Source organism: Enterococcus alcedinis (genome assembly GCF_014635985.1).
GTDB classification, from domain to species: Bacteria; Bacillota; Bacilli; order Lactobacillales; family Enterococcaceae; genus Enterococcus_I; species Enterococcus_I alcedinis.
The window spans coordinates 1-13,926 of sequence record NZ_BMDT01000020.1; the positions used below are offsets into that span (position 1 = coordinate 1).

A 13,926-nucleotide genomic window follows, 5' to 3' on the forward strand; every position below is an offset into this window, starting at 1 on the left:
AGCTCAGCTTGGTAGAGCACTTGGTTTGGGACCAAGGGGTCGCAGGTTCGAATCCTGTCTTCCCGATAGTTTAAATGAAGAGTAAACAGAATCAAATTGATGAAAATCAGTTGATTCTGTTTTTTTGTTTAGTTTAAAAATATGATACAATACAATAGGAAACAAAAGCGAAGGAGGGATCCATTTGGAAGGAAAGATAACAAAAGCACTGAGTGGTTTTTATTATGTAGAAAATGATAGTGGACGATATCAAACACGTGGACGTGGTAATTTTCGAAAAAGAAAAATTACTCCCTTAGTTGGAGATAATGTTATTTTTGAAAGTACGAATAAAACAGATGGTTATTTACTAGAAATTCTTCCGCGGAAAAATCAATTAGTACGACCGGCCGTTTCTAACGTCGATCAAGGCGTTGTTGTAACAAGTTTAGTTGAACCAAATTTTTCATATAATTTATTAGATCGTTTTTTGATCACATTAGAATACGAATATATTGAACCAATTATTTATTTAACAAAAGTCGATTTATTAGTGGACAAAGCGCTCATTAATGATATAAAAAATGTCTATGAAAAAATAGGTTATTCGATTATTGTCGCATCAGAAAATCAAGATTCTCTAGAGGCGATCGAAGCAACATTCAAAGATCGATTAACTGTTTTTATGGGACAATCGGGTGCAGGGAAGTCCACGTTACTTAATCAAATCGTTCCAGGTCTAGAATTAGAAACAGGAAGTATCTCTGAAGCGTTAGGACGTGGAAAACATACGACACGCCATGTGGAATTAATTTCAATTGCAGATGGTTTAGTGGCAGATACACCTGGTTTTAGTTCAATTGACTTTTTAACAATCGAAGTAAAAGAATTACCTAAGCTGTTTCCAGAGTTTTTAGCCATAGCAAGTAATTGTCGTTTTAGAGAGTGCCAGCATGTTAACGAACCAAATTGTGCAGTAAAAGAAGGACTAGAACAAGGTGAAATTGCTTTAACTCGATATGAGAATTATCTGCAATTTTTAGGAGAAATTGAAAATCGTAAACCAATTTATCGTAAGAAGAAATAGGAGTGAAGTAAAAATGAAAATAGCACCATCGATTTTGAGTGCGGATTTTGCTAATTTACAAAGAGACGTAGCCTTAGTTGAACAACATGGGGCTGACTATATTCATATTGATGTGATGGATGGTCAATTTGTTCCTAATATTACTTTTGGTGCAAATGTTGTCAAAGCTTTACGACCACATACAAAACTACCTTTAGATGTTCATTTAATGGTAGAAAATCCGGGACGTTTGATTAATGAATTTGCAGAAGCAGGTGCTGATATTATTGGGGTACACGTTGAAGCAGACATTCATATTCATCGAACGATCCAATTGATTAAAGAAAAAAATGTTAAAGCAGAGGTCGTATTAAACCCAGGAACGCCAATTGATACCATTCAACATGTTTTAAGTATGGTTGATCAAGTATTAGTGATGACTGTGAATCCAGGTTTTGGTGGTCAAATATTTATTGAAGAGATGCTAGGAAAGATTCGTGAGTTATCACAGCTTAAAGCAGAAAAAGGTTATCACTTTGATATTCAAGTCGATGGTGGGATTGGGCCAGAGACAGCAAAACGTTGTAAAGAAGCGGGAGCGAATGTTTTTGTAGCAGGTAGTTATATTTACGACGCAGAGGATCCGGGTCAACAAATTAGTCGCTTAAGAAAGGTTCTTAGTGAATGAGAATTTTACTCGTAGCAGGTGGTGATCCTGAACTGTGGCCGGAATTAGAGATGAACTATCATCACTATGTCGGGGTCGATCGAGGGAGTTTGTTTTTATTGGAGCGAGGGTATCCACTCGATTTAGCCGTCGGAGATTTTGATTCATTATCAATAGAGGAACAGACAAGTGTCTTCAATCAAGCAAAAAACGTCGTAACAGCGCCTTCAGAAAAGGATGAGACAGATAGCCAACTAGGACTGTCAGAGACACTAAAGCGCTATCCCAATGCTGAAATTGATATGATTGGTATGACTGGTGGACGCTTGGATCATTTGTTATCAAATTTATGGATGGTTTTTGAACCGCGTTTTCAAGTTCACATTCAACAATTGACGCTGAGAGATCAGCAAAATATTGTTCAGTTCTTATTGCCAGGAACATACGTTATCAAAAAAGACCATCGAATGAACTATCTAGGTTATGCTTGCTTAACAGCGGTTAAGGAATTGACACTTACGCATAGTAAATATACGCTTGATGCGGCTAACTTTACTTATCCAGTTTCATTAGCGAGTAATGAATTTCTGACAGAAACAGCTGAAATCAGTTTTAGTCAAGGAATGATTGCTGTTATTCAATCAAAAGATAAATAAAAAAAACGAGACACGTCTTTTTTTGAAAAAAGTCTTCAAAAAAAGCTTAAGAGTCTCGTCTTTTCTTTTGTTTCATAGGAATTAATGGTACAATTTAAGCTATCAGTCCAGAGATCCGAGGTGCCTTAGGTGAAAAAATTTAATCCAAATAAAAACATTATTATTATGCTGCTTCTTGTTATTGTTGCGGTAACAGTATTAAGTGTAACAGTAGCTAGACGAACAGTATCTGAAAAAACAATTTTTCCGCAATCCGTCATGAATGATACCGTATCTTTTGTTGATCGTATTGTGTCAGCCCCAATTCGTTGGGTGGAAAAGGGTGCAAGTGCTGTTGAAAATTTGTTTGTAACATATGAAGAAAATGAAAAATTAAAATTAAAAATCGATTCTTTTGATGAAATGGTTCAAAAAAATAAAAATAATGAACGCGAAATTGCTACATTAAAAGAAGAACTTAAATTACAGTCTACATTGACAAATTTTGAGAAAATAACTGGGAATGTGATTACCCGCTCACCGGACACATGGCAAGAAATCATTGTTGTGGATCGCGGGAGTAATGATGGTGTAGAAGAAAATATGGCTGTCTTAGCTAACCATGGTCTAATTGGTCGTGTGATTGAAGTGAATCAACAATCATCAAAAGTAGAATTATTGACGTCGAGCAATCAAAGCAGTAACCAATTTCCCGTGCGAATTTCTGGGAAAAAAGGTGAAACTTTTGGTATTTTAAAAGGTTATGATCAAGAAAAAAATGCGTTAATTGTAGAACAGTTAACGGGTGAAGCAACGATTGAAGAAGGTTCAGTTGTACAAACATCGGGCTTAGGCGGTAGCTCACCAGCAGATTTACCTGTTGGAACGACTTTAAAAGAAAGCAAAGACCGTTTTGGTTTGACACGTCAAGTTTATTTGAAACCATATGCCCAAATGACGGATTTATCGGTCGTAACAATCATTAAACGTGAGGTAGGTGACGAGTAGTTGACTCAAAAACATTTGAAATACTTTTCACCGATTTTATTTTTTATTTTAATGTTGTTCGATGCTCAATTAACACAACGGTTATTGAGTTCATCAGTTTGGCGAGCCCATTTAATGCTGATTGTAATGATTTTTGCAACTCGCTATCTACCGAAAGGCTATATGCTAGTCGTGTCATTGTGCATAGGTATTGTTTTTGACTTATATTATTTAGGCTTAATTGGTATTTATGCAGTTATTTTGCCATTGATTATTTGGCTAGTGTATCTGGTCCATCCTTTTTTGTTTGAAAATATATTTAATCTGTTTTTTGGCATGATTATCTTTATTACTGCTTTCGAAAGTCTGAATGTTAGCTTACAATTAATATTTAACTTGATCACGGTTAATCCGTTATACTTTGTTACAAAAGTGCTAGGACCAACTTTATTATTGAATATGGGATTGTTTTGTCTCAGCATTTACCCAGTAAAAAAAATATTTTGGAAATAAAAAGAATGGACTTCTGATTGCGAATTTAAGCATTAGAGGTCCATTTTTATTAAGAATAAGTGAAATTGAAATGTATTTGTAACATTTGTTTTATCTAACTGTCATATCCCTGTGTTACAATCTGTTTGTCGTCATGATAGTTAAAAAAAAATTAAGCTATCTAAAGAATTTATTAATAATAAGAACCTAGTCGGAGGAATTGAACTTGAAAAAACGAATTTTATCGTCATTATTAGCATGTTCATTATTGTTTACCGCGGTGGGGACACCTGGAATCGTATTTGCAGATGATTTTGATAAGCAAATCGAGCAAAAAAATCAAGAAATTAGTGATTTGAAAAATAAACAAGCAGGCCTACAATCACAAATTAGTGCATTAGAAGGTGAAGTAGCGTCAATTAATGCGGAAGCAGAAGCGCTATTTGCAAAAATGAATACTTTAACAGAAGAAACAAAAGTTCTACAACAAGAAATTGCTGATTTAGAAGTTCGTATCGAACGTCGTGAAGAAGCGATTCGTAAGCAAGCACGTGATGTTCAAGTCAATGGTAATCAAACGAACTTGATCGATGCAGTATTAAACGCGGATTCATTAACGGATGCAATTGGACGCGTTCAAGCAATGTCTACTATCGTGAATGCAAACAATGATTTAGTAAATCAACAAAAAGAAGACAAACAAGCAGTTGAAGATAAAAAAGCTGAAAATGACGCAAAAATTGTTGAAATCAATGAAAGTCAAGTTGCCTTAGAAGCACAAAAGGGCGAGTTGGTTCGTAGCCAAGCAGATTTAGCGGTTGCTAAAGCAGACCTTGCGATTCAACAATCAACAAAAGAAGGCGAAAAATCAGCTTTAGCAGAACGTAAAGCGGCAGCAGAAGCTGAACGTGCACGTATTGCAGAAGAAGAGCGTTTAGTTGCAGCAGCTGCAGCTGAGACACGTCGTCAAGAGCAACAAGCAAGCAATGAGGATGCATCTGCTACGAATAATTCAGCTGATAACGCATCAAACAATAATCAATCATCAAGTAATACAAATAACTCAAATAGTTCAAACAACTCAAACAATAATACTGGTAGCAGTAATGTGGAAGCACCATCAACACCACAAACGCCATCAGTGCCAGAAACACCATCAACACCACAAGTTCCTGAGACACCAGTTGTTCCAGAAACACCAGCTCCAACGCCACCACCAGCACCATCAGGTAACTCAAGTGCGGTTATTGCAGAAGCATACAAACACTTAGGTAAACCATATGTATGGGGTGGTAAAGGACCAGATGTCTTTGACTGTTCTGGTTTCACAAGTTACGTTTACCGTCATGCAACAGGCCGTGAAATTGGCGGATGGACTGTTCCTCAAGAAAGTGCGGGTACAAGAATTTCTGTTGGCGAAGCACAAGCAGGCGATTTATACTTCTGGGGCTCTGCTGGAGGTACACATCACGTTGCAATCGCATTAGGTGGCGGACAATATATTCACGCACCTACACCAGGCTCAACAGTATCAGTAAGTTCAGTTGGCGCTTGGGCACCAAGTTTTGCAGTACGTATGTAATTAAATTATAAGCTGACGATTTTTCGTCAGCTTTTTTGGCGTTTCTCCTTTAAAAAAAGAGCAGATAAAACAAACCTAATGATAAAAAAGGAACAAAGGGTAGATGATGGATTGTTTTTTTTCGAATCAGAGTCAGTATGGCAGATAGTATTAAGCCAGACAAACTAGCAACGAAGAGTAGGATAAATAATTGATGGAGTGAAAACCAAGGTCCCCAAAAAAGTAAAAGTAACACATCCCCAAAACCAAAGTAATCTTGTAAGAAAAAATAGACGATCAAGCTGATTAAAAGAAGAAAAATGAGTGTGCTGAAATAAAGCTGCCAAGCACATAAAAAAAGGATCATCCACAGTAAGAAACCGAAAGGATACAAAATTTTTGGTTCGACTGTCCAATAAAATAAATCAGTCAGTGAAAGCAAAAAAGCCATCGTAAGCCAAATCAAGTAGGCAATCTTTGTTGGTCCCACCTGTTGTGTTGTAATTAAGAAGAAAAGGCAACCATAAATAAATTCAGCCCCAAAATAAATTAGAGGAATTTTTTGTCGGCAAGTGCGACAACGAAAACGTAAAAGTACCGCTGAAATCAAAGGCAATAATTCATAGAAAGCAAGTTTTTGTTGACAGTGGTGGCAGCGGGAACGCGAATAAAGGAAATCCTCTCCGGCCGGTACACGTTGGGCAATAACCATTAAAAAAGAAGCGAAGCAACAACCAATATAAAAAATAAACATTCTCTCTCTCCTTAAGTATTTTTAATAAAGATACGCAAAAAAGTCTGAATACTAGACAAGGGAACAAAAATTTTCAATAATAGTAAGGTAAGAAAATTTGAGGAGGAAATTCCGTGAAGAAAAAATGGCTAGCAATGGTCTTATTTATTTTGACACCATTGTTTATTGCAGGTTGTGCGCAAGCAATCCCTGCCAAAGAAGCTGCCCCGTTACTAATTGACGCAATGATTTACCAAAAAGAAGATGAATCATTTGAAAGCAATTTTGCTAATAGTGAAACACTAACGACTGCTTTTGGAAAGCATCGTAAATCGTTTGAAGAAAATTTTACAAAAGGTTTGTTACAAAGTAATACTGAAATCGATGAGACAGTGGCTAAAAAGATTTCAGGTTTATTAATGACACAAGTGCAAGAAGTGACGAGCTATGAGATTAAGAAAGTTACTGAAACCAAACCGATTCACCATGTGACGTATGAAATTAAAGGTTTTGATTTAAGTGGCTTACTGATTCGTACGACACAAGAACTATTAACACGAATTCAAAAAGATAACCAAATTGCTAAAGATCAAAAGAAAGTGATTGAAGAGACGATTGCGATTATTGAAGCACAAATCCCAGAAACAAAAGCGACAGAAACGACAACAGAAGTAACACTACAGTTGAAAGAAAATCGTGGAAAATGGGAAATTGTGGCAGGACAAGATGAGGCGTTAGCAAGTCTATATTTAGCTTTCTTTGCCGGTGTTTCGAATGATGAAGAATTAGCGAAAGAAATGGCGGAAGCCGTGACTCAAGTGGTCGTTCCATCAATGGGAGAACCTAAAACAAACGAATAGTTTTCGTTTGTACTTTGCTCGACTTTGTATTATGCTTATAACATGGAAAGCGAGGAGAGTTTTAGATGAAATATGGAAAAACGAAAGAAATTTTAAACCAATTAGTGGCGGATTTAAGTCAATTTTCAGTTGTGATTCATCAAACGCATTGGTATATGCGCGGTCCAGAATTTTTAAGCTTACATCCATTGATGGACGAATTTATGGAGGAGTTGAATGAACAGCTAGATGTTGTTTCAGAACGTTTAATTACATTAGACGGTGCACCGTATTCAACCTTACAAGAATTCATTGATCATACGAAAATCTCGGATGAAATTGGCACATATGAACGTACCATTCCAGAACGGATGGCGGTACTCGTTAAAAATTATCGTTACTTAGCCGACCTTTATAAAAAAGGCATTGAAGTAGCTGGAGAAGAAGGCGATGATAGTAGCCAAGATATTTTTACCAGCTTTAATACAGATATTGAAAAGAAAATTTGGATGTTGCAAGCAAAACTAGGCTTTGCACCTGAAATTGATCCCGCATAATTGATGATTAAATGAGACAAGAAAGAACGACTTTCAAGTTCTTTCTTGTTTTATTTTTATTTTAAAAAAGAAAATGATTGACATCGGCGCAGATTCTATGTATCATATTAAATGGTATTGTTTGCCCCATAAGAGCCCCGGAAACTCAAGTGAACGTCAAACATTCGATATTGAAATTGGAGGAAAAAATAGTGCGTACAACATATATGGCCAAAGCAGGCGAAGTAGAACGTAAATGGTACGTAGTTGATGCAACAGATGTACCAATGGGTCGTCTTTCAGCAGTAGTAGCATCAATCTTACGTGGTAAAAATAAACCAACATTCACTCCTCATGTGGATACAGGTGACTTTGTAATTGTAATTAATGCAGATAAAATCAAATTAACAGGTAATAAAGCAAGTGATAAATTGTATCACCGTCACTCTGGTTACATCGGAGGACTAAAAACAATCTCAGCTGGTGAATTACGTGACAAAAACTCACGTCGTTTAATCGAGAATTCTGTTAAAGGTATGTTACCTAAGAACACTTTAGGCCGTGCTCAAGGAATGAAATTACACGTTTATGCTGAAGGAACTCATCCACATGCAGCACAACAACCAGAAGTACTAGATATCACAAACTTAATTTAATAGGAGGACATTTCATTGGCACAAGCACAATATATCGGCACAGGCCGTCGTAAAAATGCCGTTGCTCGCGTACGTTTAGTACCAGGAACAGGTAAAATTGTTATCAACAAAAAAGAAATCGAAACTTATATTCCACATGCTGACCTACGTGAAGTTATCAACCAACCATTTGGCGTAACTGAAACAAGAGGTTCATATGACGTTTTCGTTAACGTTAACGGTGGAGGCTACGCAGGACAATCAGGTGCAATCCGTCACGGAATCGCACGTGCATTATTAACTGTAGATCCAGATTTCCGTACAGCTTTAAAACAAGCTGGTCTATTAACACGTGATGCCCGTATGGTAGAACGTAAAAAACCAGGTCTTAAAAAAGCGCGTAAAGCTTCACAATTCTCAAAACGTTAATTACGATTACCGTTCGAAAAGAAAAAACATATTCCTTTTTGGAATATGTTTTTTTTTTTGAGTTACGAGACTCGTACTGGGCGAAGCGAAGGCTGAGCGCAGTTTCCTTTTTTAAGTCGTTGCGAATTTATTCGCTTACGAATAAAATATGGGACGGAGGTTTCCTTGGAAACCAAGTACCAATCCATTATTTATCGTTCAAACAAAAAACCATTCCAAAAAGGAATGTTTTTTTTGTGGTTACGAGGATCGTACTAGGTGAGGCAAAAGTTAATTTTTTAGTCATTTTGAATAGAGAGGTTTTAGTAAGATAATCCTTACTTCTTTTCTTGTTCACTTGAATAAAGAACGTATGTTCAACGTAATAGAGTTATAATGGTGGAAGGAGCTTTAATATGAAAACATTTAAAAAGAAATATTCTCTTGAAGATAGCTATGTTGAAATATCTACTCAACTATCCCCCTATATAGCAGATTTAAAGGCCCTATATTTCAATTTACAGCAGATTTCTATATTCATAAAAAAAATACTGTTCAGTAAAGAGGAAGATGATTTTGATACTGAGTCTGTCTTAGCAATGAGAATTATAGGACATACAAGCGATTTTGATAATGACTATGTTTATGCTATAGATGCTATTTCCGAGAGTACAATTGAAAATTATGCATTCATAAAAGGACTGTATGAAAAAATTTGATTCGGAATTCCATGACTTAATCATAGAAAGAAAAGGAACAGCTATAAATCGCTGGGATCATGGGAAATGGTATATGTTGGGGAAGAATTCAAAGAATCTAGGGAACGTATCCAAGCATATTTATTTGAAAAATTTTTAATAAAGTTGAAAGAAACATGTACAAAACTATTTCATGGAGATGCGAGTTTAATAACCTTTACTGAGAATTTATATATATATGAAGATAATGAAGTACAAAAGCAAGTTGGATCAACGTATTCGCTACAAAATTTTTACCCGCCTGAGCATAGTAAAAAATTTATTGAAGATAATAACTACTTTCAAGAGGAGGAAATATCTTTGAAAGATATTTTTAAAATGGACGTTAATAATAACTTATTTGGAGAGAGTATAAAAACTCCGAAAACGATCCACTATATAGGTGTTGTTTATTAGTTATTGAAATATTTAGGGAGAAATAAAATCCTCTTTTAATTTTTGAACAACTTTTTTATGGCTTAAATAGTTATCCACTGTGGATAACTATTTTTGTTAAGAGAGTCGTACTGAGCACAGTTTCCTTGGAAATCGAGTAGCAACCAATTATTTATCTAAGTATCGTATTAGCTGAGTCGAGTTTATATATTCCTATCTCCTATAGTAAAATTTTTAGACATTTAGTACGTTTCTGACTAGTCCTACTAAAAATTCTATGGTAAATTGTTTATGTAAATCATGAAGAGTCGCTATTTAGAGTGCTATTGGCTATTAATATGTTGAATGACACAAGCAGTCGCTTAACAGCAGGAGTATTTTTAGTGTCGATATCAATTCTATAAGATACTAAATCGATTTGAGGGGAAACATATGAAATTCAATAGTATTTTTTTATTTTACATCACGGTTCTAAGTTTTTTTGTAGGAGTAGTCTCTTCTTTGTTCTTAGTACTGGTCAATTTTTTAATTCATAGCTTATGGGAAACCATTCCTACGACTTTGCAGTTAGGCAATTATTATCCATTAATTTTAGGTTTAATTGGGGGAACTCTAGTTGGATTTACACAACGCTTTCTGGGACCCTATCCACATACGTTAGAGGAAACACTCCATGAGTTTAAAGCAACGAATGCAGTAGCGTATAAACATGCCGTGACGCGAAATTTCTTTGCAGCAACCATCGTTTTAGCTTTTGGTGCAAGTCTTGGACCGGAAGCCGCGTTATCTAGTATTTTAGGTGGTATGATTAGTTGGTTAGGGGATCAAATGAAATTAACGTTAGCTAGAAAAGAGCAGCTAGTCAATTTGAGTATCGGTACGATGCTATCAGCTATTTTCCATGCACCGTTTGTCGGAATATCAGATTCGTTAGAAGAGGAATTAAAAAAAGATCATATTTCAATTAAGTGGAAAAAAGTTGTAGTTTATGGTCTTGCGACGATTTTTGGAATTATTGGGTTTACAACGATTAACCAAATGTTTCCAAAAGAATCGGTATTGGGGATTCATATTCCGATCGTCATCTGGCAGTCGAAGGTTCTTTTTCTAATTGTTCCAGCTATTGTGATTGGCTTGTTATTCGGTTATTTATTCTTAATGATTGAAAAAATCAGTAATCAAATAGCCAAAAAAATCAACCATCCATTCATTTTAGCAATAACAGCCGGTCTCTTGATTGGTTTGTTAGGGATGATTTCACCTTATTTCTTGTTCTCAGGCGAGCATGAATTATTACCATTTTCTAAAAGTTACAAGGAATTGAGTCGTGGATTTTTACTATTTTTAGCGATAGGTAAGGTGATTTTGACGAATTTATGTTTTGCATTCGGTTGGCGTGGAGGAAAAATTTTCCCAGCGATTTTTTCGAGTGCGGCAATTGCTTTTACAATCGTCAGTTACTTTCCTTATACTCCAGGTTTAATTGTCGGCATTGTAGTAGCAGCCAGTGTGACAATTATTCTGAAGCAACCTTTGGTGACAGCAGCACTTTTGCTATTTTTATTTCCAATTCAATTTTTCCCAATCATTGTTCTCGTCTGTTACTTGGCTAAGTCCATTGATTCGTGGATTGAAAAACGTAGCTAAAAGCATAAAAAAATTATTTGACACTCAGATCGATGGTCTGAGTGTTTTTTTCGATTGTTTGGTGAATTTTTTTAATTGGTGTTAAAATACAATCAGTAATTACGCTTGTACGAGGGTGAGAAAATGAAGAATCAAACCAAGCAAATGAGGGAAGTTAAAAAAAATTTTATAAAGGCAATTGAAGCGAGTAATCAGTTGATTCAATTAGTGGAAAAAAGTAGCTTTCGTCAAAATCATCACATTCAGTCCCGTTGCATGTATCGCGCAATCGGTCGAGCACAGATGCTTCATATTGAGGCCCTTCAAAAAGCCTATCAAGCCTATTTGAAGGAACATCGATGCTTATTTTTTACAGAAGTGAAGTATTTGAAAGAAACCCGAGAATTGATACGTCGCTATTTGAGCGATGCGGTAGAATTGGAAGAGCTTTTAAAAGTAGGAATCAAAATTGTTGAAATAGATAAAGAAACAGATTTTACGAAAGCAGACTGGATATGGCTTTGTAAAATCAACCAACTTTGGAGCATTCGTGAACTTGTAACAAATTATCAAATTGAACAGCCAAAGGCAATGACGACTCCAGTATTTGAACGATATGTCGAAGAGTTAATCATTCATGAAAAAATGTTACGTATCGAAGAAGGCTGGGATAAACAGGCAATTTTAGGCTACTTCCAACAGATAAACACGTATTTGAAAAATACTGAAACAACGAAAAGAATACTGGAACAATTATCAATCTTAAAGGTAGAAACGAAAAGAGTCGGTTCAAGGCTTTATACGAAATTATTTAATGAAAGCAATTATACAGACAGAGAAAAAATTATTCTCGTGATGAAGCATTTGCAGGCGAGTATTGATAGTAACGGCATGTTACAGCTGAAAGGTCCGTATCAATTGGATTCTGAGATGCCGCCACATCGTTCTTTTTTGGAAAGTTTTGCCAAATCGGTGACAAAGGCCTATCCTAGTGGTTTTTTACCGGGGAATAATCCCGAGACGTCTAAACAAACATTAAAAATCATCCATCAATTTCGAATGTATCTAGATCTCCAAAATATTCGTTATATCAGAACCCATTATGCCGGTGCAACCGATTTAGATAAATTATTAGCTTATGGTCAAGAACAGCCTTTGATTTTTAGTAAATCTTCGAGGCTACATAATCGTTATTCGGCGAAATACCCATTTAAGGGTCAAGAAAATGATAAAATTACGACTAAGAATGGTCTATCGGAATTTATCGTCAATGTCAGAACAGGGAAGTTTGTTACCCAATGGGATGTTTTACACGAAAAAAATGGAGAAATCGGGATTTTTTCGGAGGATTACCACCCGAATACTTTAGAAGGAAAAAAAATCGTTGAGGGTGAGTCCTTTAACTATTCAAATCATCCCAAGCAACATCAAATATTTGATGTTGTACCTGCTAGAGCAAGTAGTGGATTGGAGCATCATTTAAAAATAGCTGCCAAAAAATATTGGAAAAGTGAAGAATGGATAACTCAGGGAGGAAACTACTCAGAAAAATATAAGAAAAAAAAGGAGTATCCGATTGTAAAGGAGAAGAAAAAGGCGATGTTTCAGTGCAGTCTCTTTGCACGGTCAGGGGATAAAGATTGTTCTTAATCAACTAAAATGACGAAAACATGCTGCTTTGAGGCGTAAAAGTTAGACACAAAAGAAATCGTGGACAACAAGGATAGAACGATAATCGAATCGTTTACAAGAGCTGGTCAAAGGAAAGCAGATAAATCAATTGGGATAGGTGAGTAAATGATGCAAAAAACACAAAAATCAGAGAAAGCGCAAAGAATTCTTTCTCAGATAACTGACAAAACAATGCTTGGTCAGTTACGTAAAATGGCTAAAGAGATCAATAAAGATCATGAGTCCGCTTTGGAAATTTGGTCAACAGGCGAATATTTACCGCGCTTATTAGCAATCTTAATTATGGATAAAAAACGACTGCCGCAAGAGTTGCTAGATCAACTGAATCAAGACATGCAGAGTCATCCTTTGCTTGAGCGCACGAATTTAAGTGACTGGTTAATGGCGAACCAGTTGGTTAAAGATAAGAAAAATATTGCTTTGATTGAATCATGGGAGAGGAGTCCATTAGCGCTTCAAAGGCGGACTTTTTGGTATTATCAAGGGCGTTTAAGATGGACAGGAAAGACGGACCAAGGAAATACATTGGAATTATTGACAAAAATCGAGGAAAATATAATACAAGAACAGCCTGAAGTACAATGGGCAATGAATTTCACTGCTGGTTGGATTGGTGTCTATAATGAAAAATATCGTGCACGCTGTATCGAATTAGGCGAAAAAACCGGTCTCTATAAAGAAGACAAGGTTTCAAAAGGTTGTACACCGAATTACTTGCCGGGTTTTATTACTATAGAAGTAGGCAAACGCCAGAAGCATAAATCAAATTGAAGTTATCCACATGGGGAAAAGAAACGGATCGGCTAGTCACTCTGTGGAAAACACAGCGACACCTTTTAAAATAATTATCCACAGATTTTTTTGTGGCTTGAATTTACAATATAAGTGCAACACCAAAAGAGACTCATTGCTTCAAACCTAGTAAAATAGTGTTTAC

Annotated in this window: 16 protein-coding genes and 1 tRNA gene; 16 read left to right on the plus strand and 1 reads right to left on the minus strand. The window is 35.9% G+C overall.

The features are described 5' to 3' along the window. From IEV09_RS12460 to IEV09_RS12490, 7 genes are all read left to right on the plus strand, one after another. Positions 1–59 (plus strand) — tRNA-Pro (locus IEV09_RS12460). A 125-nt stretch (positions 60–184) separates the two neighbouring features. Beyond that, entirely contained in the window at positions 185–1,066 is an 882-nt protein-coding gene (gene rsgA, locus IEV09_RS12465) for a ribosome small subunit-dependent GTPase A (RefSeq protein ID WP_188368627.1), read from the plus strand. A 13-nt stretch (positions 1,067–1,079) separates the two neighbouring features. Next, entirely contained in the window at positions 1,080–1,733 is a 654-nt protein-coding gene (rpe, locus tag IEV09_RS12470) for a ribulose-phosphate 3-epimerase (RefSeq protein WP_188368628.1), read from the plus strand. After that, positions 1,730–2,368 (plus strand): thiamine diphosphokinase, encoded by a 639-nt coding sequence (locus tag IEV09_RS12475; protein ID WP_188368629.1) that lies wholly within the window; start codon positions 1,730–1,732, stop codon positions 2,366–2,368. Before rpe ends, IEV09_RS12475 begins: the two co-directional genes overlap by 4 nt. 129 nt (positions 2,369–2,497) lie before the next feature. Next, positions 2,498–3,355: a rod shape-determining protein MreC gene (gene mreC, locus IEV09_RS12480; RefSeq protein ID WP_188368630.1), complete on the plus strand. Its 858-nt coding sequence runs from the start codon at positions 2,498–2,500 to the stop codon at positions 3,353–3,355. Then, positions 3,356–3,847: a rod shape-determining protein MreD gene (gene mreD / locus IEV09_RS12485; RefSeq protein WP_188368631.1), complete on the plus strand. Its 492-nt coding sequence runs from the start codon at positions 3,356–3,358 to the stop codon at positions 3,845–3,847. A 205-nt stretch (positions 3,848–4,052) separates the two neighbouring features. Next, a complete protein-coding gene (locus tag IEV09_RS12490) occupies positions 4,053–5,408 on the plus strand; it encodes a C40 family peptidase (RefSeq protein ID WP_188368632.1) in 1,356 nt (451 codons plus the stop codon). 49 nt (positions 5,409–5,457) lie between these two features. Here the strand turns inward: IEV09_RS12490 and IEV09_RS12495 are convergent, their stop codons facing one another. After that, positions 5,458–6,141, minus strand: a complete 684-nt coding sequence (locus IEV09_RS12495; protein ID WP_188368633.1) for a prepilin peptidase — start codon at positions 6,139–6,141, stop codon at positions 5,458–5,460. A 113-nt stretch (positions 6,142–6,254) separates the two neighbouring features. Between IEV09_RS12495 and IEV09_RS12500 the strand changes: the two genes are divergently transcribed. The 9 genes from IEV09_RS12500 to IEV09_RS12540 all read left to right on the plus strand — a co-directional run bounded on the left by IEV09_RS12500 (position 6,255) and on the right by IEV09_RS12540 (position 13,760). Beyond that, positions 6,255–6,980, plus strand: a complete 726-nt coding sequence (locus IEV09_RS12500; protein ID WP_188368634.1) for a DUF5105 domain-containing protein — start codon at positions 6,255–6,257, stop codon at positions 6,978–6,980. A gap of 65 nt (positions 6,981–7,045) precedes the next feature. Then, a complete protein-coding gene (locus IEV09_RS12505; protein ID WP_188368635.1) occupies positions 7,046–7,516 on the plus strand; it encodes a Dps family protein in 471 nt (156 codons plus the stop codon). A gap of 188 nt (positions 7,517–7,704) precedes the next feature. Next, a complete protein-coding gene (rplM, locus tag IEV09_RS12510) occupies positions 7,705–8,151 on the plus strand; it encodes a 50S ribosomal protein L13 (protein WP_306450312.1) in 447 nt (148 codons plus the stop codon). 15 nt (positions 8,152–8,166) lie between these two features. Continuing rightward, a complete protein-coding gene (gene rpsI / locus IEV09_RS12515) occupies positions 8,167–8,559 on the plus strand; it encodes a 30S ribosomal protein S9 (RefSeq protein WP_188368637.1) in 393 nt (130 codons plus the stop codon). Positions 8,560–8,954: 395 nt separating this feature from the next. After that, positions 8,955–9,257, plus strand: a complete 303-nt coding sequence (locus IEV09_RS12520; RefSeq protein ID WP_188368638.1) for a hypothetical protein — start codon at positions 8,955–8,957, stop codon at positions 9,255–9,257. Between the two features lie 66 nt (positions 9,258–9,323). After that, the gene (locus IEV09_RS12525) at positions 9,324–9,692 is read left to right on the plus strand and encodes a hypothetical protein (protein ID WP_188368639.1); all 369 of its coding nucleotides are present in this window, start codon (positions 9,324–9,326) and stop codon (positions 9,690–9,692) included. Positions 9,693–10,103: 411 nt separating this feature from the next. After that, on the plus strand, positions 10,104–11,318 hold the full coding sequence (locus tag IEV09_RS12530; protein WP_188368640.1) for a chloride channel protein: 1,215 nt from the start codon (positions 10,104–10,106) through the stop codon (positions 11,316–11,318). 123 nt (positions 11,319–11,441) lie between these two features. Further along, positions 11,442–12,947, plus strand: coding sequence for a DUF3114 domain-containing protein (locus IEV09_RS12535; protein WP_188368641.1), 1,506 nt, complete (start codon positions 11,442–11,444; stop codon positions 12,945–12,947). A gap of 150 nt (positions 12,948–13,097) precedes the next feature. After that, on the plus strand, positions 13,098–13,760 hold the full coding sequence (locus IEV09_RS12540) for a DNA alkylation repair protein (protein WP_188368642.1): 663 nt from the start codon (positions 13,098–13,100) through the stop codon (positions 13,758–13,760). Positions 13,761–13,926 lie beyond the last annotated feature (166 nt).

Excerpts from the sequence above, each read along its gene's own strand:
- IEV09_RS12505 (WP_188368635.1), top strand. The coding sequence starts at position 7,046 with ATGAAATATGGAAAAACGAAAGAAATTTTAAACCAATTAGTGGCGGAT.
- IEV09_RS12475 (WP_188368629.1), top strand. The coding sequence starts at position 1,730 with ATGAGAATTTTACTCGTAGCAGGTGGTGATCCTGAACTGTGGCCGGAA.
- IEV09_RS12530 (WP_188368640.1), top strand. The coding sequence starts at position 10,104 with ATGAAATTCAATAGTATTTTTTTATTTTACATCACGGTTCTAAGTTTT.
- IEV09_RS12495 (WP_188368633.1), bottom strand. The coding sequence starts at position 6,141 with ATGTTTATTTTTTATATTGGTTGTTGCTTCGCTTCTTTTTTAATGGTT.
- IEV09_RS12525 (WP_188368639.1), top strand. The coding sequence starts at position 9,324 with ATGGTATATGTTGGGGAAGAATTCAAAGAATCTAGGGAACGTATCCAA.
- IEV09_RS12540 (WP_188368642.1), top strand. The coding sequence starts at position 13,098 with ATGCAAAAAACACAAAAATCAGAGAAAGCGCAAAGAATTCTTTCTCAG.
- IEV09_RS12535 (WP_188368641.1), top strand. The coding sequence starts at position 11,442 with ATGAAGAATCAAACCAAGCAAATGAGGGAAGTTAAAAAAAATTTTATA.
- IEV09_RS12520 (WP_188368638.1), top strand. The coding sequence starts at position 8,955 with ATGAAAACATTTAAAAAGAAATATTCTCTTGAAGATAGCTATGTTGAA.
- rpe (WP_188368628.1), top strand. The coding sequence starts at position 1,080 with ATGAAAATAGCACCATCGATTTTGAGTGCGGATTTTGCTAATTTACAA.